Source organism: Spirosoma endophyticum (assembly GCF_900112365.1).
GTDB lineage: Bacteria > Bacteroidota > Bacteroidia > Cytophagales > Spirosomataceae > Spirosoma > Spirosoma endophyticum.
In genome coordinates this window covers 60,289-81,719 of the sequence record NZ_FOLQ01000008.1, presented here as the reverse complement: position 1 = coordinate 81,719, position 21,431 = coordinate 60,289, and the positions used below count along the sequence as shown (strand labels likewise).

Sequence of the window (21,431 nt, the reverse complement as noted above, 5' to 3'; positions counted from 1 at the left end):
GCTGACGTCAGGAAGCATCTTAGGCTTGACTAATAGGTAATTTCAAGATGATTCCTGACGTCAGCGTGACAAACTAAATGACAGAAAAACTACAACAGCTTATCCAGTGTAATCGGCAAATCTCGTACGCGACGACCGGTGGCGTGGAAAACAGCATTAGCAATGGCTGCGGGCATCCCGACGATGCCAATTTCACCTAGTCCTTTCACGCCCAAGGGATTCACAATATCGTCGTGTTCTTCCACGAAAATGACGTCGAGGTCGTGAATATCGGCGTTGACCGCTACGTGGTATTCGGCCAGACTGTGGTTCATAAACCGACCAAAGTTGTGATCCATAGCACTTTCTTCTTCCAGCGCTTTACTGATTCCCCAAACCATACCACCCAGAATCTGACTTCGCGATGTCTTGGGATTCAGAATACGACCAGCCGCAATAGCGCTTACTACGCGGGTAACTTTCACCGTGCCAAGGTCTTCATCGACCATAACCTCGGCAAAAACCGCCGAGTGCGCACTGCGGGTGTAGTCCTTCTGCTTGAAGGCATTAGGCAATGAGGTTACGGATTCCCGAACGGCTTTCCCGCCGTTCTGATCAACCAGTGTTTGCAGGGAAACCGCAACAGATTGATCGCTTTTTAGCCGTAGATGACTGTCAGCAAATTCAATATCTTCCCATTTCACCCCCTTGAAGGGTGAGGCAGGCATCTTTTTGGCAAGCTTGAGCAGTGACTTTCCGACAGCCTGACACGCTTCCTGCACCGCCGATCCAACACTGGCGGCTGTCCAGGAACCACCCGAAATCAGCGAAAATGGCAAGTCAGTGTCGCCAAGTTTGAACAAAACATCCTCCATCGGCATACCGAGCGTGTCGGCGGCAATCTGCGTCATAATGGTATACGTACCTGTCCCAATATCGGCCGTAGCGCAGCTTACGCGCAGTTTGCCATTCACCATCAAGACCGCTTCAGCACGCGAGGGCATCTGGTTCGCATCCCAGATTCCGGTCGCCATTCCCCAGCCAATCAGGTTATGATCTTTCTTCATGGAGCGTGGTTCCGGATTACGACTGGACCAGCCAAAGCGTTCGGCCCCCTGCCGGAAACACTCCCGAAGTTCTTTGCTGGAAAAAGGCCGGTCTTCGTTATGGTCGATATCGGTGTAGTTCTTTAACCGTAGCTGAAGCGGGTCCATACCGAGGTTGTAAGCCAGTTCATCCATGGCCACTTCTAGGGCATGCATGCCCGTTACCCCCCCCGGTGCACGCATGTCGAGCGGACTGTAGACATCCAGCGGAACCACCTTGTACTCCATCGTTACGTTCTTTGGCGGATAAAGCATCCCGCCCCAACTAACCACGATTTCGGTATAGTCCTCAAACTGTGAGGTTTCGCCTGTCGCATCATGGCAAAGAGCATTCAGGGTTCCATCTTCCAGCGCACCCAGGGCGACATTCTGCACCGTTGCGGGACGGTGTCCAAACGTGAACATTTGCTGGCGCGTTAGCGAAACCCGCACCGATCGTTTCAGCTCGCGAGCCGCCAGTACCGATAGAAATAGCTGGTATTGAGGTCTTAACCCTGATCCAAAACCACCACCCATATAAGGCGACAACACCCGAATATCGTCGGAAGGAATATTGAACACCTGCGACACGTACATGCTACTGTTCGTAACGCCCTGCGTTTTGTCGTAAATCGTCAGTTTGCCTTTACCGTCTTTCCCACCCTTTTCAAAAACAACCGTGGTCGCAAACAGCTCCATCGGATTATGATGTTCAGCCGCATGGACGTAGCGGCCAGTTATTTTATTGGGGTCTTCCTCATACACTTTATCAAAATCACCTCGTGGCTTGGGTGGTGGGGGCTTCAGCAACGAAGCAATACCAGATTTAGGTTTGCGGGCTTTGTGCAGATTGGCTTCCAGATCGGTTTCGTGCGTCGCTTCTTCGTAATCAGCCCGGATCAACGTAGCGGCATATCGCGCCACTTCGAAGGTCTCGGCAACGACCAGCGCAATCGGTTGGCCACTGTATTTTATCGTCGCATCATACAGTGGTCGAAAAGGCGAGCCCGGTGGCGCATCCTGATCATTATAGCTTATGTCAAACCACGCAATCTTCGGCCGATTTTCGTGCGTAAACACCTGCAATACGCCATCAAGCGCCAATGCATCGCTGGTATCGAGTGACTTGATTTTACCCTTCGCAATGGCGCTGGAGACAACAACACCATAGGCTAAATCCGGTACGTTAAACTCAGCGGCATACTTGGCTTTGCCCGTTACCTTTTCGACTCCGTCAACGCGGCTAATGGGCTTTCCGACGGATTTGTTTATTTTTTGTGGTGTGCTCATGCGGTTGGTTCGAGTTTAGCGGCTTGTCCCAGCGCGCGCACAATGGCACGTTTAGCCAGTTCAATTTTGAATGTGTTATGACCAAATCCCTGGGCACCCGCCAGCAGCAGTTCGGCAGCAGCCTGGAAATTTTCTTTCGTCGCCGGTTTGCCAATAAGTTTTGCTTCGGCTTCGGGCTTACGCCAGGGTTTATGCGCTACGCCACCAAGGGCAATTCGGGCGGTAGTGATGGTATCGCCGTCCATTTCCAGTGCAACGGCTACCGACACCAACGCAAAGGCATACGACGCCCGATCACGAAGTTTCAGGTAGGCATAATATTTCGGGAAACCTTTGGCAGGAAGGTCAATGGATGTAATGAGTTCGCCGGGTTCAAGTGTGTTGTCGATATTGGGCGTATTGCCGGGCAACCGATGGAAGTCAGCGAAAGGAATGGTACGTTCCCCATTGATTCCGGTCACACGAACCTCCGCTTCCAGTGCCGCCAGTGCGACACACATATCAGACGGATGCGTAGCGATGCATTGCGGTTGTCCCAGCCCACTATTGTCTGGGGCGGTACCCAGAATGGCGTGAATCCGATTGAAGCCGTTAATCGCCGAACAGCCAGAGCCGGGTTCCCGTTTGTTGCAGGGCGTAGCGGTATCGTAAAAATAGTAGCAGCGGGTACGTTGCAGCAGGTTTCCCCCATCGGTCGCCATATTCCGTAACTGGGGCGACGCACCCGCCAGAATTGTCTGCGACAAAAGCGGATAGCGTTGAATAACCTGCTCGTTATAAGCCGTATCGGCATTAGTTACCAGCGCACCCAGTCGCAAACCTCCGTTTACCGTATCGGTAATTGAGGTCAACGGAAGGTGCGTTATGTCGATCAAGCGCGTGGGACGCTCCACATTTTCCTTCATCAGGTCGATGAGGTTAGTGCCGCCCGCAATGAATTTGGACGTCTGCTCTGATGACCGTTCGAGCACAGCGGTGTCTACGTCTTCGGTTCGGGTGTAGGTGAAGCTGTTCATGCGGCTTTCTCGTTTAGTACGTCCTCAATCGCGTCCACAATGTTCGTATAGGCTCCACACCGGCAGATATTTCCGCTCATCAGCTCTCGAATGTCAGCCGTAGTTTTGGCATTCCCCTCGTTCATCAGTCCAACTGCCGAGCAAATCTGACCCGGTGTGCAGTAACCGCATTGAAAGGCGTCGCGCTCAATAAAGGATTTCTGAAGGGGATGAAGGCCCGCCGGGGCATCGGTATACGTTCCGGCAATACCTTCGATCGTGGTGATCTTCGCGCCTTCCTGCATGATCGCCAGGGACAGGCAGGAATTGATACGTTTGTCGTTTACCAGTACCGTGCAGGCTCCGCACTGTCCATGATCGCAGCCTTTTTTGGTGCCGGTCAAGTCCATATACTCCCGAAGCGCATCGAGCAACGTAGTCCAGGGGGCAATTTGTAATTTAGTTTCTTTACCATTCACCGTCAGCGTGACGGTTTGAACAGAAGGTAAAGAAGGTGGCCGCTTCTCAAGCGTACCTGATTCTACAGCAGGCATCATAACGTTTCGGGATGAGTTTATTAGTATCTAGTCCCAAAACCGTTAGCAGGAGGAGTTGTTTTTAAAAACCAGATAATGGGGAAATCAAGGCAGCGAATGACCAATAATCTCACGAAACCTTCCAGACCATTAAACTGTGCCGGTCAGCCCTGAAAATCAGATTTAACAGAAGTTGCATTCAGAAAATATCTTGTATCGATACGTAGTAAAACTGGCGACTTCAATCAAAAAAGCGCGTCTATTGCATTATTTCGCCTAAATTCGACTGACGATACTGCCGTACCATGAAAATTTTGATTATTGAAGATGAGGTCAAAACCATTCAGAGTATCAAACAGGGGCTTGAAGAGCACCAGTGGGAGGTCGATGTAGCTTACGACGGGACGATGGGTTTTGAATTAGCCACCCGGTCAGCCTACGCACTTATTATATCAGACATTATTTTACCTGGCATGAATGGCCTGGTGCTTTGCCGAAAACTGCGGGAGGCCAATGTAGCCACCCCAATTTTGATGCTGACTGCCCTGGGAACGACCGATGACAAAATTGTGGGACTCGACGCCGGAGCTGACGACTACCTGGTTAAACCATTCGAGTTCCGTGAGTTAATGGCGCGCGTCAGAGCGCTGACCCGCCGGAACACGGGCATGGCACAAACGGCCAATCTGCTAAAAATCGCTGATCTGGAATTAGATCCAGATGCAAAAAAAGTGGTGCGGGCCGGTAAGGAAATCGCGCTGACAGCCAAAGAATTTCAACTGCTTGAGTACTTTCTTCGGCACCAGGGGCGGGTAATTTCTAAAGTTGAACTGGCCGAACGACTCTGGGATTTAACGTTCGACACCGGCACCAATATCATTGAAGTCTATATAAATTTCCTTCGCAAGAAGATTGACAAAGATTTCGAACCCAAATTGCTACACACGCAGATCGGCATGGGCTATGTTCTAAAACTATTGTCGTAATGGTAAATATTCGAACCCGACTCACCTATCAGTTTGTCTTTCTGGTGACGTTGATTCTGTTGTTCTTCTCGCTCGGTGTTTATTTTTTCAGCAAACTTTATCTTGAAAAACGGTTTTTCAAGCGCCTTCAGGATCGTGCCATTACCACGACCACGCTCCTTTTTGACCTGAAGCAAACGGATAGCACCGTGCTGCGGCTCATCGACGCCGACAATAAAGAACCACTGCTTAATGAGAACATTTCGGTCTACAACGAGACCAATAAAAAGGTACTCTTTTCCACCAATCCGGCGAATACCCAATTCCACGAGCAGTTTATTCCACTACTCGATTCGGCAGCTCAGACTTTGTTCCTGCACCGAAATGAGTATCAGGTCGTAGCCATTCGTCTGGCGCGCGGAAACAGCAGTAACTGGGTGATTGTGAGCGGCATTGACAAAACGGGCGAAGAAGCGCTGGTCGACCTGAAGAAGATTTTAATGGTCATGATTCTGGCGGCCATTCTTCTGCTTGGTATTTCGGGCTGGCTGTTTGCCAGCCGGGCGCTGGCGCCCATGTCGGGCATTATTCAGCAGGTCAATACCATCTTTCCAGCGAATGTGACGAGACGCGTAGAGCACCCCAATCGCTCGGACGAAATTGGGTTACTGGTTGCTACGTTCAACCAGTTGCTCGACCGCATCGAGCAGGCCCTGAACACGCAAAAAATGTTCATCGCGAACGTATCGCATGAGATGAAAAACCCGCTCACTAAAATTAATTCCCAGATCGACGTAGCGCTTATTCAGAAACGAAATCCCGACGTATATGAACGTACGCTTAAGTCACTACAGGAAGATACCCGCTCCCTCACCCAACTGACCAATACGTTGCTCGAATTGGCCAATACGTCCATTCAGGGCAATACGATGCTGTTTGAGCCAGTTCGGATGGATGAGCTGATCTGGGAAACGAAAACGCAACTTCAGGAGTGGCACGAAGATTATACAATTCAGCTTGTTTTCACTGATTTTCCCGACGACGAAGAGGCTCTGATTACTTTAGGGAACCGCCCTTCGCTTAAGGTGTTATTGATGAATCTTGTCGACAATGCCTGTAAGTTTTCACCGACCAAAACGGCTAAGGTTAACTTTCAATCGACAGGAGGAACGATTACGATAACCGTTTTCAACGAAGGAACGCAGATACCGGCGGCCGATTTACCGTTCATTTTTCAGCCTTTCTTCCGAAGCAACGTAACGAATCAGTCGATCAGCGGGCACGGTGTGGGACTCGCCATCGTCGCCCAAATTGTTCAAATCCACCAGGGCAAGATTGCAGTAAACTCAACATTATCAGGTACTACCTTCATGCTGACGCTCGCCAACCCCGATTCATTTTAAGGTAAATTTAAGGTCAGCTTAAGCCCTGCTTAAGTTCCATGTCGTTGCTTTGTAACGTACCTACTCAAACAACAGGATGGAAGCAGAAGCGACGAGTAGTAAGCAGGGAGCGATTAACATGACGATCGGGGCTTTGGTGGGCATTCTGGCGCTGCTGGCCTACTTATTTCTTGGCTCAAGAAACGAAACCCTTGAAATTCAAAAACTTCTGACGTCTAAAGTAGAGCAATTTGCCTCCACCCAAATCAAGCTCGACTCCATTTCAGCAAAGCTGGATGAGAAAATAAGTGAAGTACGTCGGCTTGGCGGTAGCGTTGTCGAATTGGAACGTATCAAGCGGCAGTTGGAGAATGACAAGAAGAAACTGAAATACGACCTCTCCTTTTCGATTCAGCAATACACCTTAAAAATCAGGGACTACAAAAATTTCCTGACGCTTCATCAGGACGATACCCGAAAGCTAAAGGCTGAAAACGGCTCATTACTCAGCCAGACACGCGCCCTTGAGCAGGAAAAGCAAAGCATCCTCAGCGAAAACGAAGGGCTCAAGAACGAGAAAGCAGCACTAGCCCAGACGGTGGTCAATTATTCCCTTCAAAATGCTGATTTAAAGGATAAAGTAACGCTGGCTTCCACCATGAAAGCCGTAAATGTGGAAGTCAATGCGGTGGCCTCCAACGGCAAAGAGCGCCGGGGCGGTTCCTATAAAGCATCACGTATTGACCGGCTGAAGATAACCTTCATTCTGCCATCAAATCCAGTCGCCTTAACGAATGACAAAGACATTTACCTACGCTTGCTGGACGCGAATGGAGCGGTTGTAAGTGAAAGTGGCATTGGCGGAATCTTGCTGGTTGATGGAAATGAAATCGGTTACAGTCTCCGGCAAACGGTTCCTTTTGAGAACAATGACCAGCGGGTCGACCTACTTTTTCGGCGGGAAGCTCCCTATAAACCAGGAGCTTATACGGCAGAGTTATATTCTGAAGGCATCAAAATCGGTGATGCTCATTTTCAGGTGAAATAATCCCACTAGTTTGGGATTGATGTAATTAACCAACACTCACTCAGCCTATGAAGACTTTTAATAAATCGGTAGATTTTCTGCTGCCCATTTTTGTGCTTTTCCTGAACAGATCATTTGACGTAGCAAAGTGGCTGTTCAGCGAATACCGTCAGTTCCCGATTGCTTACACGACACTGAGCTTCCTATTTTTCACGATGGCCTTTTGCTACTATCCGTTGGATGGACACTGGCTAACAGGCTTCGTCATGATGAGTTTACCGCTGGCGATTCCCTGCGGATTAATAGCCTGTATTTATCTTTTCTTTAAACATCAGAAAGCGGTGGCAATGGCCGGTCTGATCTGGGTTTTGTTCTCGTTCGTCGTTGTAAAAAGGTTAGTGGGAATAAGCAGTTCTGCTACAAATAGTCTGAATACAAGTCAGGCTCAGACGCTGAACGTACTGAGTTTCAACAGCGAAACATTTCCCGTGGGACTCAATACGGGCTTTAATCCAGCTACGCTACAGGCTGATATTGCCTGTTTTCAGGAATATTCACCCAATTCCCAGATCGAAAGTCAATACAAGACCAAAATTGCCAAACTAACCTGCTTTGATCGAGGTCGGGAAATTGGACTGGCTTTATTTTCCAAGTACCCGGTCGTGAATCAGTATGGTCGTATCTGGAACCGGCCCAATGGCCCCGATATCAATGGGTTTCTATGCGCCGATATTGCCTACGGAGCCGATACTATCCGGGTGGTTAATGTGCATCTATGGTCGATGGGTGTGCGCACCAATCAGGTGATAGATGCCTTAAAATCAGGCGACATTGGCAAGTTTTCGTTCGAGGTTTTCGATACGTTTTGTAAGCTAAAAGAAGGATTTGGCCATCGAAATGAGCAGTTGAAGGAGGTCGAGTCCTACGTAGTAGGCAGTCGGTATCCGGTCATTATTTGTGGGGATTTTAACGAACCACCCATTGGCTATTCATATGGGAAGCTTAGTCAGAATTTCCGAAATGCGTTCGAAGAAGCGGGACAGGGACTTGGCTTTACCTTGAACCGTCATCCTTATTGCGTGCGTATAGACCAACAGTTCGTTAGTAGCGACTGGCACATCAAAACCTGTCAAACGTTGTCGGGCATTTCTTTTTCCGACCATTTCCCCGTCCTGGCTCAGTACGTACTAAAGAAATCATTGCATGCGCCAGCCGACGTACTGGCACTGCACTAAAATAGCCGTAGTTATTACGTATCAGGATAGTTATATTGACCTGGCTATTAGCTTTTTATCATAGCTAAAAAGAATTGTCCAGTTTCAGGCACATACACTATTTTGTACTATGAAAAATCAATGGGTTGCCCTGATTTTGATAGTCATTACCTTAAAAGCGTTTGGTCAGGACAAGATAGTGGGCGGTCCCTGCGAGGGTTGTGAAGCAATTCATGAAAGTCCTGTTCCCTTCAGTAAGCTGGACTCCTTTTTAAAGATGCCAGCCGCTAGCCGCGAAGGCAAAAAACCGCTGGACATTAACGGTATCGTCTATAAAGCCGACGGAAAAACGCCCGCTCCCGGCGTCATTCTGTACATCTATCATACTGACGAAACCGGGCATTACCCGAAAAAAGGAAACGAAACCGGCTGGGGCAAACGGCACGGCTACCTACGCGGCTGGATGCGCACGAACGAGAAGGGTGAATATAAATTTGTTACGTGGCGCCCGGCGCCATATCCAGACCATTCCGAACCCGCTCATGTGCACGTTACGGTGAAAGAACCGGGTCTCAATGAATATTACATTGACGAATACCTGTTTGACGATGATCCACTGCTCACATCCGAAAAACGACAGAAGCTGGAAAACCGTGGCGGCAGTGGCATCCTGAAACTCAAGGATGTAGGCACCATGTTCAAGGCCGAACGGCTTATATACCTCGGCAAAAACATTCCAAACTACCCAGCCAACCACTAATACGTCGGCTCTGTTAATTTCACCGGGTTGAAGTCCGGTGCAGGTAATAGTATGCCATTGCACCGGACTTCAACCCGGTGATTTATTATAGGTGCGAATCAGAAACACTTGACCACTCCATTACAGCAATTCATTCGCAGCTTTTGCCGGTTGATTGAGCTGACTATGGGCTACCTGTCTTCGGTACGCCAATTTTACATCGTTCCGCAGATGAAAACGCCTGGACGTAGTAGCTAATACTTCCTCTATTAATCTGTCGAACCACTTTTTACCACACAATCCCTAAACAACTAAATACAATGAACCGCGTTACTACCCCCCTATTGACTGCAGTTGCCGCCTTTGTGCTGACCCTTTCGTCGTGTAAAAAAGAAAGCGATTCTGTTCAGCCTATGGCTACTGACAACAATTTAATATTTGTCGGAAAAAACCTACGGATGACCTCATTTGAAGTTAATCCAGCCATTGACCTCGACGGAGATGGCAAACTGGATACTGATCTGACCGTTTTTCTGCGTGACTGCGAAAAAGACAACAACCTTGTATTCGAGAAAAACGGGCAACTATCGGGCAGCAATGGACCACTTGCCTGCTCTGACAATGAAACAGACCCTTCGGTAGCCCAACCCAGTCACTGGACGTATAATGAGCAAACAAAAACCATCCACATTGTAAAAGACAACGACGCAACCGATGTTTCGGACTGGAGAGTGCTGGACGCTTCAGCCAGCGGCCTGAAAGTTGAAATTTCGGTCACTGAGCCTTCCAATCCCTATAAGACGATCATGACTTTGAGAGCGATATAGCTCATCAGGAACCCATTGTTGGTACGTAGCGGAGAACGCTTTGCTCTCCGCTACTCCATATGAAATACCTTCGCCAACGGCACGGCAACCGGCGAATTATCGGGATTTGTTTCCATTAAATCGGCCATATACGCCCACCACCGCTTCATTACTGGCAGTCCCGGTAGTTCGTGCGCCGTGTGGTTAGCGATACGTTTCTGAACTGCAAACAACGTTCCTGTAGCGCGGTCGAGGTAAATGGAATAATCGCGAATGCCCGCTTCGACTAAAGCCGCCGACAGCTCCGGCCAGATCTCATCATGACGGCGCTGGTATTCGACCGCTACGCCCGGCTTCAGTTTCATTGTAAAGGCTATTTCTTCCATAAGTCTTCGGTAGTTAGTTATCGCTTCATTTTATACAACTCCGTGCCAGCCAACAGGAAACAGCCGAGACCGTAGTCTTCAAAATCAGGTTTACTGTCGTACGTAACAGGTTGACCATCTTTGGGTTCTTTGCCCGTTCCCTGCACGTAGCCCAGGAAACCATTCGGATGTACGGAATCAGTTGCCATCGCATTCCAGGCTTTGGTAATGATCGGGCGATACGTTTTCCCATCGAGTAAGCCATGATTGACGCCCCACGCCATACCGTAAATGAACAACGCGGTTCCGGTTAGTTCTTTCCCGCCGAAATTCGCTGGATCGTGTAAACTTACGTTCCAGTAACCGTCAGAGCGTTGCAGTGGCGGCAGGGCGCGCATCATTTCCAGATACGTTTTTTCGTATTCATCCCGGTGCGGGGCATCGTTCGGCATGATGTCGAGTACCCGTACCAAAGCCGCCACAACCCAGCCATTTCCCCGCGACCAGTAGCAGTCTTTGCCATTTGGTTCTGTGTAGGGCGGCACAAAATCCTTATCCCGCCACCATAGACCATCTTTAGGATTATATAGTCCGTTCCCACCGTGTTTCATCTTCGAGTACATATACAGCTGGTACATCTTCTCGTAGTAAGCAGCCGATTCGTCTTTATATAAGACACCCAGTTTTGCAAACACGGGCATTGCCATTTGCAGTGCATCGACCCAACTCCAGTCGTCTATTTTGTCGCTACGTACCATGCCATCTATCGACGCTTTGATATCCTGAATTCGACTGGGCTGTCGATCAGTCAGGTATACATCCATGTAGGTTTGACCGCAACATTGGTCATCGGCGTTACGCGTAGTGATTCCACTTCGGAGCCCCCAATTGTGCTTTTCGCCCCACTCGACGGCATACTCGTAGTAGGCTTTCTTCTTGTCAATGCCGTACAGCGCCATCAACCCTTCGTAATATACTGCCCGTGTCCAGATATTACTGGGGCGGGTTTTATTCGTCACGATTTCCTTCCCGGGATCAGGCCAAGTTTTCATAAAATAATCATTAGCCAGGGTTAATTTGGCCACAATTTCTCTTTTATCCGGAAGTTTTTGCGCCCGCCCAACCGAGATAACGGTTATCGTTAACAGTACAACCTGGCCAACTAACTGTCTGATTGTCATCTATATGTTAAATCGTTTAACTGAGAGCGACTTTTCATAATCTGGCTAAGATAAGTAGTAAGTGACCCCCATTTTGTTTTAGACAAAGTACGTTTCACTTGCTTTCTCCTGCTAATATGCACCTCCCTGGTGATTAACATCATCTTTTGACCTGGCTGTTAACCTACTAACGTAGCACGGACGCTTTCTGCCGCGCTAGTCTGTTTTAGTATGCGTAATTACAGGAAAGAACAGGAAAGTGGTAGAAATCGAACAGGATATATTTGTAAAAAATAACGAAAAAATGGGTGTAATCTGGGGTGTTGTGTTGCATGCGCTGGGAGGATTTGCCTCCGGCAGTTTTTATTTACCCTATAAAAAAGTTCGCGGATGGGCCTGGGAAAGCTACTGGCTCGTCGGCGGTCTGTTCTCCTGGTTAGCCGCCCCACTCATCATGGGTTCACTCACCGTCTCCGATCTGTTTGGTGTACTGCGTCAGGCCTCCACAGACACGCTATGGTGGACATACTTCTGGGGCGTTATGTGGGGTTTTGGGGGGCTAACCTTTGGCCTGGCCATGCGCTATTTAGGTTTATCGCTTGGTATGGCCGTCACCCTGGGTTTATGCGCCGTTTTCGGTACGCTGGTTCCACCCATCTGGCAGGGCGAATTTGCAAAGCTTGTCAGCACTACGTCCGGGCGGGTTATCATGCTGGGGCTGGCCGTCTGCGTACTGGGCATTTCCGTTTGTGGTATCGCTGGCATGATGAAAGAACGCTCCCTATCCGACGCGCAAAAGAAAGCTGTCATTACTGAATTCGACCTGAAGAAAGGATTATTAGTAGCCGTTTTTTCGGGCGTAATGAGCGCCTGTATGTCATTCGGTCTTACGGCGGGGCAGTCTATTTCAGAATTAGCTGTCCAGCATGGAACGGATACGCTTTATATGAATAATGCCCCACTTGTTATTATTCTGCTGGGGGGGTTGACAACCAATGCCATCTGGACAGTTTACCTGAACATCCGCAACCGGACTTATACGGACTACACCAACCTATCGACCCCCATCGTACCCAACATCATTTTCTGCGCTTTAGCCGGCTTTACGTGGTATTTCCAGTTCTTCTTCTACGGCATGGGCGACAGTAAAATGGGCGAATACCGGTTTTCGGGATGGACACTCCACATGGCCTTTATTATTGCTTTTAGTAGCTTTTGGGGATTGTATCTGCACGAGTGGAAAGGAGCTAATGCACCAACCATGCGTACCATTTCGCTGGGCATTTCGCTGGTTGTGCTCTCAACCGTTATCGTCGGAATTGGCAATTATTTAGGAGCTTAGTGTCTGCGGGAAGTTGTTACCGGTAATGGCCGATAAATAGGGACCTACCTAATTTTAGCTCTCAAGGTTCAACATACCTACTAACAGATCTCTTTAGAGCGTGTTGGGGAATTTTAAGATTCTGATTTTCAGCAAATTAAATGCGAGTATTTGGTTTCATATGAGCTGCCCTTGTCCGATAAACAACTAGCCAAATAGCTTAAACCCTATTTTCTTTGGTAAACTGGTCTAGTTGGGTGCTATATAACTAGAGGAGTAGCAGCAGTGGGTAAAAACCAAATAAAATTTCCCAACACGTTCTTAAAATATAAGATCGGCTGTTCTACAGAAAGTGCCGAGTCTTGTACTTTAAGGAGATCTGTTGCATAACTACGATTATGTAAAGGGAATATTCCATTGTGGAATTTAGTATACTTTCCATCTATTTATCGGAAATGATCAATTCTGTAGAGTATGCATATAGCCTTTATTCGCACAATTCTGTCTGTTCTCTTTACTTGTGCCCTAAGCACCACCGGTATAAGCCAGAGTAAGCTAACACCTATGCAGAAAATCTATTTGACAGATAAAGTACTTGAAAAGAATCTGAATGAATATGCGAAGGCAACTCAGGCTAAATTCATTATAGTAAATGTAGAAAAGCAAGATAGCCTTTACCAATATGATTTGGCAAAAATTTACTTTTTTGAAAGTATTAAAGACTATGCCCAGTTACCTTGGGGCCAATGTGGCAACTACGTACTACTTTTCAGCAGTCGAGTTAAGTCTGATTTAAACGAAATACTTCTTATTCGTGACACAACTGCCTTTGCTGACTTGATCAGATACGCACGACCCCTGTTACCCAATGAGTTCTCGAAGGCTCCAGCTCAAGCCCAGAATGGTTTGATCTTGCAGGAAGCACCACTGTTGATTCATGGCTTGGAATGGAAATTTGCGGTCAAAGGAGGCAAAGAAATATGGTTACGAACAAGCGAGGGATTTGACTCAAGAGATATTCTCCAACCCAAATAAGTGTTGTATAAGTGGCATTACGTTAACCTTAGAGCGATCTACAGCGTTGGCTATGTCGCCAACGCTGTAGATCGCTCTCACTACTTTCTAGCTGGACTAGCTGGCAGCGCTCCGGTTGCCGAATAACGGAGCTTCATTTTGTAATCTTCACCCGGCATTCTAATCAGGTGCTTTTCGTTCACAGCCAATGTTTTCACTACTACCGTCGAATAAGCACTAGCGCCTGTCTCCTTGTCTCGAACAAAAACAATGTATTCCGCTTCTTGAGACGGTACTAGCAACACCTCTGAGGCATTGTTTGACGGAACGGCACCTGGTGTGGTTAGACCCCAGGCGTAGCTGTACTTGCCAGATCCACCAGTTGCTTTGGCCTGAATAAGTTGTTTGCCAGTAGCGGCATCACCACTAACCTCGGTAGTGACCTTAACTTGAGCCAATAAAGTAGTCGAGCTGACCAAGCCTGCCAAAACTAGAAGGGTACGCATTGAGTATTTCATTGTGTAACGAGTTTAGAGAAGTAAAGCTGTAAAAAGGAAATTCTTTTGTTATTTAATCAAACGTTATGTTAACCAGATGGGAAACCTGACTGTATCAAATAGGCAACTTACATATTTTCAGTTCTTCTTCACCATTAATATATAACTCGCTAACGCATTTTTATGTGTTACTTCTTCTCCGTCAATTGCAGCGAGCTATCGTTGATTTCAAAGGTTTTCCTGTTCAGTAAATTGATCACTTCGGCACCAGCCAGCAACACTGGTCCATAGCCATGTGCCGCGTATACGTTGATCGGCCGATAGTAATAGAAAGCTGGGTCGAAGCCCATCCCCGTACCCACACAAGTTCCTTCAATTTGCCCTTTATCAGTAACTTTCGTTGAGACAGCATTCCAGCCGAGCAGTACCATAGGCGAGTACGCTTTGGCATCCAGCCAGCCCCAGTTGATGGCTCGGGCAATAGAGTACACATAAATAGCCGTGGCCGAAGTCTCCAGGTAGGAGTCGTTACGGTCTAGTAACTGATGCCAGAATCCCAACCCTGACTGACAAGCGGCCAGGCCATGCGCATGGGCACGTAGTAACTCCAGAATAGCCGGACGTCCTGGATGGTTTTCCGGCAGAACATCCAGCAATTCAACCGCCGTCATGATGCCCCAGCCATTGGCCCGCGCCCAGTGAAATTGCGGATGTACCGTCATCCCCTCAACCCAGCCGTGCATGTATAAACCCTTGTCCTTGTTGAACATACGCTTCGAGAACTGTAGCACTTGTTTAACAGCCTCGTCATAATATTTACGGTCATTGGTCAACTTACCCATCTGCGCCAGCGCGGGAACGCTCATGAACAGATCATCGAGCCAAAGCGTATTTGGCTGCGGACGGTTGCGCGCTAACGTACCATCCGACAGTCGGTATTCCTTCGTCATGATATACGTAATAAAAGCGTCAATCTGTGGCCGCATATCGGCTTTGACCCCTCCGGCTCGGCCTGCTTTGATCATGGCTGCACACATCGCCCCCACATCATCGAGCGCGTGAGGAGCCAGCATCTGCCGAAGGGATGTATTCGCCTTGGGGTCAGCATTCACCTGATCGCGAAAGTAGGGACGTAGTGAATTCAGAAACGTGAGTCGTTTATTGGTGTAATCAGCGTAACGCGGGTCGCCGGTGGCTTCGCTGGCGAGTAACATGCCCGCATACGTGACGCCCCATTCGTAGCTAGTCAGTCGAAAATCACCGGGCTTGATAATAGCGTTGGCATTGAATTTTGTTAAGTCCGTTATGGGTTGCTGCGTCTGCTTATCAATCACCTGCATAGGTGTTGTTTCGTCCAGATAGGTATAAACCCGATCAAGAACTTTTATAACATCCTCCTTTTTCGGTTGGCCATAGGGTACCGGATAATCGGGTTGGAGCAAGTGTAACGGTGTAGTCGAGTCGTTGGCTTTAGGAGGTGTATTCTGACCGAACGACGAAACCGTGGCGGTCCCGATCAGCAGGATTGCGACTGACTTGGAGAATTTTATCATGTAGTATAATGGCTTAAACAGGTACCGTATGCAGATTCAATACAGCAGAACAAAGCCTGACACTTCGCCAGGCTACTTATTTTTGCGTTGTAGGGTGGAAATCAGCTTAATTGCAAGTGAGCAGAACTACACTCAGGATTAATTAGCTTTCGCTTAAATGCAGCGTTTTTAGCCCCAGGCACCTTGCTCTAAAACAACTCTCTGGCAACTTTCATGATATTATCAGCTTTCCCCATCGTGTAAAAATGGAGTACCGGCGCACCGGCCGCTGTCAGTTCGTGCCCTTGCTGAATGCACCATTCTACACCAACCTGCCGGGCCTGCTGATCATTCTCACAAGCTTCCACGGCCCGAACCAGATCGTCGGGTATTTGGAGGTGAAATAGCTTGGGTAAAATCTGTAATTGCTTGCGCGTGCTAAGTGGTTTCAAGCCTGGAATAATAGGAACCGTAATCCCCTCGTGCCGACAACGGTCGACAAAGTCAAGGTATTTACTGTTATCGAAAAACATTTGCGTAACGATGTATTCCGCTCCCTTATCTATTTTCTGTTTGAGGTATTTGAAGTCCGAATCATGATCAATGGCCTCAAAGTGCTTCTCAGGATAGGCTGCTACGCCAATACAGAAGTTACTGGGCGCCAGGGCTGTATCTTCTTCGTGCAGGTAAATTCCCCGGTTCATGTTAGCCACCTGCTCCACTAGTTCGCTGGCGTAGTTGTAGCCATTTTCTTTTGCCTTGAACGTACTGAACGGCTTGGCCGGGTCGCCCCGTAGCACCAGTGCGTTGTCGATGCCGAGGTAATGAAGATCAATCAGAAAATCTTCGGTTTCCTCACGGGTAAAGCCTCCGCAGAGTACGTGCGGTACCGCATCCACGCCAAACCGGTGCATAATAGCCGAGCAGATACCAACCGTACCGGGCCGTTTTCGTGTCACAATCTTCTGAATCGTGCCATCGGGCATTGGCCGTTCGATGTATTCTTCGCGGTGATACGTAACGTCAATAAATGGGGGGTTGAACTCCATCAGTGGCTCAATGTTGTCGAGCAGATTCTTCAGATTATCACCCTTAATGGGCGGAATTACTTCAATCGAAAAAATCGGTTTGCCGTTAGCGGCCTTAATGTGGTCGGTAATTTTTGTCATTCCTCAGATAGTCGCTTGCCTACTTCATTACGCCAGATAAGGCGAGGCAAAGTTAACGTGAAAACACCGCCAACCGCACATAGATTCCGTTAGTCGATCCGTTGCTCCAGGGCTGCACATCGAGCCGACGGCCCAAATTACTCCGGTTCTTCACCTCATGCAGTTTCGGAACGCCCCAGCCCACCAGCGTTCCAAACGCAGCACCGGTGATCAGGTCGGTTGGGTAATGTTTACCAGCCTCATAACGGAGCACTGCCGTTGCTGTAGCTAATCCCAGTGATCCAATCCAGACAACCGGTTTCAATCGGGAGTGCGGAAAATAATGTCGGAACACTTCGCCGGTAAAAACTGCGGTGGCAAACGAGCTGGCCGCATGGCCCGAAAAAAACGACTGGCGGGCGTCCCGAGTGAGTTTTTCATCGAGTGGCGCATCTGAATTATAAACGAACGGACGAGTACGCTGCGTAATGGCCTTTACCGATCCTTCGATGCCATTCGCCAGCAGCATTGTTTCGACATACATGATGGCTACTGTTTTAACATCTTGCCGCATGGGTTTTGTACCTAATGCCAGTGCCCCTGCCAACGCCACATTACCCAGCAGGGTAACGTCGCTCAGTCGACCAGCCCGCGTTGACCAATGATACGTAGCGTTTCGATCGAAGGCATTAATCTCGGCTCGATTCAGCGTAGCAATTTCGCTTTGCGTCAACGGATCAACTGTATGGTCAAGCGCCAGCGATACGCCCATCGAAGCAACTCCTACGCCTACCCAGGTTAGTTCACGCGCCGTTTTCAATTCATAAGGCGACTGCGCGAAAGAAATAATGCATGATGCATGATAAATGATGAATGCAGCGATGATAGTTTGACTCTTCCTGAGGAAAGACTTGGGGGAAATTTCAACGACTGACTTTAACTTTATCATTTATAATTCATCATTTATAATTCACTCTTACACTACCCGAATAACTTCAGGTTCATCGGCCAGATACACCAGTCGGCCTTCGACTTCTGGAAACCCCATGTCCCGGTAGAGACTTGTAAAGTAACGTAACGAATCAACCGGATCAATCGTTTGTGCCGATTGAGAAGCCAACACTGCTACCTGAACCGACTCATACTGAACCAGCACCACGCTGCCATCCGGATAATGGACGACCCGATGCGGAGCGCCATGCATTCGTTTACTACTCAGTATATTCCGGTCGGTGTCGATACGTAGTGTTGGGTCGAATAAAGAAGCCAAAGACGGATGCATCACAATAGTCATCAGGCTTTGCTTTAAATCTGCACGTTCTGAATTTCGTACCAGCCCCTCGCTCACCAGTTGACGGAGTACATTGTCGATGCTTTCTGGGTCTTTAATCAAGCTTAGAGCCGCACACAATTTGCGATCCCGTTCGCGGGTGCGCTCAAAGGTTGCTACGTCGAACATCCGATCGGCCTGCCGACGAAGCTGCATATCCTGTCCCCGGTGGCCGCTGATGATATCATCCAGAAAAATTTCGTCCAATAGTTCGTCGGTGTTTTTCTTCGAGAACGAGTCGTCGCACAAACTGATCTGGTACGTAAGTTGACCGTCCTGCCAGGCACAGCCACAATTTTGGGCAATCTCACTATCCCGCAAAAACGCATGAAGCCAGTGACTAATCGTATTTTGCTGGCCTTTACTAAAGTCTTTGGCCTCGCTGATCACGTAGAGCCGATCCGTCGGGCGGGTGAACGCTACGTAGAGCAGGTTCATATTCTCCAGAAACGTACGGGTCATTTCATCTTCATATTGCGCCGAAATTGACTCGGGCGCACCGCGCAGCTTGCTGGTTGTGTTCGACGGAGCAGATAGCAATCGCGTCAGTTTTCCGACACCATTTTCGTGAGTCAGCACATCCGTTCGAATACCAGTCAGGTCGAGCCAAATGGTGCTCTCGCTGATCGGCTCCACTTTCCAGTTGGCAAAGGGAATGATCACCACCGGAAACTCCAGTCCCTTCGCTTTGTGAATCGTTTGAATACTCACCGCATTTCGGGCATTACCTTCGACCGAGATCTTCTGCCGGACGCTCTCCCAGTACACTAGAAAATCACTCAGGTGACCGCTACGTTTCTGGTTAAATGCCAGCACTTCATCCAGAAACCGGAACAGAAATGGATTGTGTTCAGCCTGATTGAACAGGCCAAATTGAGCCGTCAATCGCTCAGCCAGTTCGTACGGATTCAATTGCCCCAACGCATGCGGATCGAGCGGATAACCCGCTGCCGTCAGGTACGCATACACGCCCGACGGATCGCCGTTGGCTACGGCCCGTAGCTTCTCCGTCAGCGCATCATCCGGGAAAATACCCTGCACGACCCGATGAAACAGATACAGCAGTTCATACCGTAGCAGTAACTGGTCAGGTCGCTGAAGCACCTGCATGAGCGTCACGAGCCACTTAACGGGGTCCGAAAATTCCAGCGACAGCGAATCGGCCGACACCAGCGGAATCTGGCGAGCGTTTAATTCGTTAGCTAAAGCTTTCGCGTGGGCTTTCTTTCGGCATAAAATCGCAATATCACCGTATTGATACCCATCGGCCAGGGCTTTGTTCAAATGCGCGATGGTTATGTCGAGCATGCCTGCCGTCAAATCTTTCCCTTCCTCTTCAGCTTTTTCGACAAAGTCGATCTGCACATGACCCGCCAGACGAGCGTCGGGTTGCGCTTTCTGATGGAATACCTGTTCGGCGTCGAATACGTCGGCAACTTTCGGATGCTGGCTTTCAAATTTGCGGGCGGTAAATTCAAAGAAGTTATTATTGAATTTAACAATCGGCTCAGCACTACGCCAGTTGGTATCGAGCAAATCGCCCTGCAAATGACCATCGAGCATCCCGATACGTTCGGACGTCCAGGAGTCAGGGTTATGCGCTATTTTCAGGCTTTCCAGATCCTGCCGGTGGAGCGAAACTATCTGATCCATGTCGCCCCCCCGGAAGCGATAAATTGCCTGCTTTCCATCGCCCACAGCCAGGTTGAAATGGTCGCCACCCAGCGCGTTTTCGATCAACGGCAGTAGGTTGGCAAATTGCAGACGAGACGTATCCTGAAATTCGTCGATTAGAATGTGGTTGTATTTGGTGCCAAGTCGCTCATACAGAAACGGCACCGGTTCAGAAGCGACAATATTCAGAATCTTTTTATTGAATTCTGAAATATGGACGCGACCATCCTTACGTAGAAGATCGTCGAATTCTACCCGCATTTGTTTCAACAGCGCCAGTTTCTGCAAATGAGGCAACAGACAGTCGAAGAGCGTCACCTGCTGGCCATATTCAGCACGTATCGCTATTATTTGCGTGATACAATTGCATAACTCGCTGGTCATGCTATCAATCACCGCCTGAACTGGCAAGGGTGTTTTTTTTGTATACCACTCGTCGTTTGTCAGCGCTTTATTGACCCGTATCCCTACGTCTTTCTGGACATTACCATCGGCGACAGCTTTGAAAAACCCGCCTACCCCACTCGCACCATAGCTGAAATCCGTTTCATCTAAACCAGCATCCGTTATGAGTTTCCAGGCACGTTGTCCCTGCCCGACAATCTCCACTTCGACCTGCTGGTTATGCGCCAGTAACTGCGCCCGAATGGTGCGCAACGCACCTGGCGATAGTTCCTGTGCGGCATTAACGGACTCGTAGAACTGATCGGACGTTAGATTTCGCCCGAATTCCTTCAGCAACTCGGGCAGTTGATTCCAGCTTTTTCCTTCGGCCGCGGTATACGTATAATACTCGCTTAAAATCGTCGTGATCTCATCCATTTCCTCCGTTCCGGCCTTTTCGATGAGATTGTCGATAGCCAGTTCAAGCACTTCATCGGTCTCCAGCTCCACTTCAAACGAATACGGAAACCCGAGTTCGTCGGTGAAAGCCATAACGATACGTTGCGTGAAGGAGTCAATGGTGGTTACGCTAAAATCAGCGTAGCGGTGCAGGATAGTTTTAAAAACGGCCGACGCCTTCTGACGTAAATCGGCTTTGGAAACAGCAAACGAATCGGTACCGGGTGGGGTGCCATAGAGTTCGGTCACCAATTCAACCAATAAAGGAGATTCCTCCTGTCCGGCAATACCCGCCAGATTTTTCAGAATCCGGTTCTTCATTTCGTTGGCAGCCGCGTTCGTAAACGTTACTGCCAGAATATGCCGGAAATAACTATCGGCCACACCCGGTCGCAGCGCCAGTTTTAGGTACTCTTTGGTGAGTGTGTACGTTTTCCCCGACCCAGCCGAAGAACTATAGATTTTAAACATAAGAGTCGTTAGTCGATAGTTGTCGGTCGTCAGTACTTAGGTAAACTAACGACCGACG

At 48.7% G+C, this 21,431-nt stretch carries 18 protein-coding genes; 8 read left to right on the top strand and 10 right to left on the bottom strand.

Features of this window, described 5'->3' with window-relative positions:
- Nucleotides 1-89 precede the first annotated feature (89 nt).
- The 3 genes from BM202_RS20000 to BM202_RS19990 are packed head-to-tail and all read right to left on the bottom strand — an operon-like array spanning nt 90 to nt 3,906.
- Nucleotides 90-2,354 (bottom strand): xanthine dehydrogenase family protein molybdopterin-binding subunit, encoded by a 2,265-nt coding sequence (locus BM202_RS20000; protein WP_093829394.1) that lies wholly within the window; start codon nt 2,352-2,354, stop codon nt 90-92.
- Nucleotides 2,351-3,370 (bottom strand): FAD binding domain-containing protein, encoded by a 1,020-nt coding sequence (locus BM202_RS19995; RefSeq protein WP_093829392.1) that lies wholly within the window; start codon nt 3,368-3,370, stop codon nt 2,351-2,353. The genes BM202_RS20000 and BM202_RS19995 overlap by 4 nt, the downstream gene beginning before the upstream one ends.
- Nucleotides 3,367-3,906 (bottom strand): (2Fe-2S)-binding protein, encoded by a 540-nt coding sequence (locus BM202_RS19990; protein WP_093829390.1) that lies wholly within the window; start codon nt 3,904-3,906, stop codon nt 3,367-3,369. Before BM202_RS19990 ends, BM202_RS19995 begins: the two co-directional genes overlap by 4 nt.
- A 284-nt stretch (nt 3,907-4,190) precedes the next feature.
- Between BM202_RS19990 and BM202_RS19985 the strand changes: the two genes are divergently transcribed.
- The 6 genes from BM202_RS19985 (at nt 4,191) to BM202_RS19960 (ending at nt 10,039) form a co-directional block, all read left to right on the top strand.
- Nucleotides 4,191-4,871 carry a response regulator gene (locus tag BM202_RS19985; protein ID WP_093829388.1) on the top strand — a complete coding sequence of 227 codons (681 nt, stop codon included), beginning with the start codon at nt 4,191-4,193 and terminating at the stop codon, nt 4,869-4,871.
- On the top strand, nt 4,871-6,253 hold the full coding sequence (locus BM202_RS19980; protein WP_093829386.1) for a sensor histidine kinase: 1,383 nt from the start codon (nt 4,871-4,873) through the stop codon (nt 6,251-6,253). The genes BM202_RS19985 and BM202_RS19980 overlap by 1 nt, the downstream gene beginning before the upstream one ends.
- 76 nt (nt 6,254-6,329) lie before the next feature.
- Complete coding sequence (locus tag BM202_RS19975) at nt 6,330-7,280, top strand: hypothetical protein (RefSeq protein WP_093829384.1); 951 nt, start codon at nt 6,330-6,332, stop codon at nt 7,278-7,280.
- Between the two features lie 47 nt (nt 7,281-7,327).
- Nucleotides 7,328-8,494 carry an endonuclease/exonuclease/phosphatase family protein gene (locus BM202_RS19970; protein ID WP_093829382.1) on the top strand — a complete coding sequence of 389 codons (1,167 nt, stop codon included), beginning with the start codon at nt 7,328-7,330 and terminating at the stop codon, nt 8,492-8,494.
- A gap of 109 nt (nt 8,495-8,603) precedes the next feature.
- Entirely contained in the window at nt 8,604-9,233 is a 630-nt protein-coding gene (locus BM202_RS19965) for a dioxygenase family protein (RefSeq protein ID WP_093829380.1), read from the top strand.
- Between the two features lie 299 nt (nt 9,234-9,532).
- Nucleotides 9,533-10,039 (top strand): hypothetical protein, encoded by a 507-nt coding sequence (locus BM202_RS19960; RefSeq protein ID WP_093829378.1) that lies wholly within the window; start codon nt 9,533-9,535, stop codon nt 10,037-10,039.
- Between the two features lie 50 nt (nt 10,040-10,089).
- On the opposite strand, the gene rhaM is transcribed toward BM202_RS19960, so the two are convergent.
- Together rhaM and BM202_RS19950 are read right to left on the bottom strand one after the other, a co-directional pair.
- On the bottom strand, nt 10,090-10,404 hold the full coding sequence (rhaM, locus tag BM202_RS19955) for an L-rhamnose mutarotase (RefSeq protein WP_093829376.1): 315 nt from the start codon (nt 10,402-10,404) through the stop codon (nt 10,090-10,092).
- 17 nt (nt 10,405-10,421) lie between these two features.
- Entirely contained in the window at nt 10,422-11,564 is a 1,143-nt protein-coding gene (locus BM202_RS19950) for a glycoside hydrolase family 88/105 protein (protein ID WP_093829374.1), read from the bottom strand.
- Nucleotides 11,565-11,847: 283 nt separating this feature from the next.
- On the opposite strand from BM202_RS19950, the gene rhaT reads away from it, so the two are divergent.
- Nucleotides 11,848-12,885: an L-rhamnose/proton symporter RhaT gene (rhaT, locus tag BM202_RS19945; RefSeq protein ID WP_093829750.1), complete on the top strand. Its 1,038-nt coding sequence runs from the start codon at nt 11,848-11,850 to the stop codon at nt 12,883-12,885.
- Between the two features lie 543 nt (nt 12,886-13,428).
- Complete coding sequence (locus BM202_RS19940) at nt 13,429-13,899, top strand: hypothetical protein (RefSeq protein ID WP_093829372.1); 471 nt, start codon at nt 13,429-13,431, stop codon at nt 13,897-13,899.
- A gap of 80 nt (nt 13,900-13,979) precedes the next feature.
- On the opposite strand, the gene BM202_RS19935 is transcribed toward BM202_RS19940, so the two are convergent.
- The 5 genes from BM202_RS19935 to BM202_RS19915 all read right to left on the bottom strand — a co-directional run bounded on the left by BM202_RS19935 (nt 13,980) and on the right by BM202_RS19915 (nt 21,373).
- The gene (locus BM202_RS19935; protein ID WP_143100719.1) at nt 13,980-14,384 is read right to left on the bottom strand and encodes a hypothetical protein; all 405 of its coding nucleotides are present in this window, start codon (nt 14,382-14,384) and stop codon (nt 13,980-13,982) included.
- A gap of 179 nt (nt 14,385-14,563) precedes the next feature.
- Nucleotides 14,564-15,928, bottom strand: coding sequence for a glycoside hydrolase family 88/105 protein (locus BM202_RS19930; protein ID WP_093829368.1), 1,365 nt, complete (start codon nt 15,926-15,928; stop codon nt 14,564-14,566).
- Between the two features lie 188 nt (nt 15,929-16,116).
- Entirely contained in the window at nt 16,117-17,076 is a 960-nt protein-coding gene (gene metF, locus BM202_RS19925) for a methylenetetrahydrofolate reductase [NAD(P)H] (protein WP_093829366.1), read from the bottom strand.
- A gap of 52 nt (nt 17,077-17,128) precedes the next feature.
- Nucleotides 17,129-18,004, bottom strand: a complete 876-nt coding sequence (locus BM202_RS19920) for a phosphatase PAP2 family protein (RefSeq protein WP_093829364.1) — start codon at nt 18,002-18,004, stop codon at nt 17,129-17,131.
- A gap of 27 nt (nt 18,005-18,031) precedes the next feature.
- Nucleotides 18,032-21,373, bottom strand: coding sequence for a UvrD-helicase domain-containing protein (locus BM202_RS19915; protein ID WP_093829362.1), 3,342 nt, complete (start codon nt 21,371-21,373; stop codon nt 18,032-18,034).
- Nucleotides 21,374-21,431 lie beyond the last annotated feature (58 nt).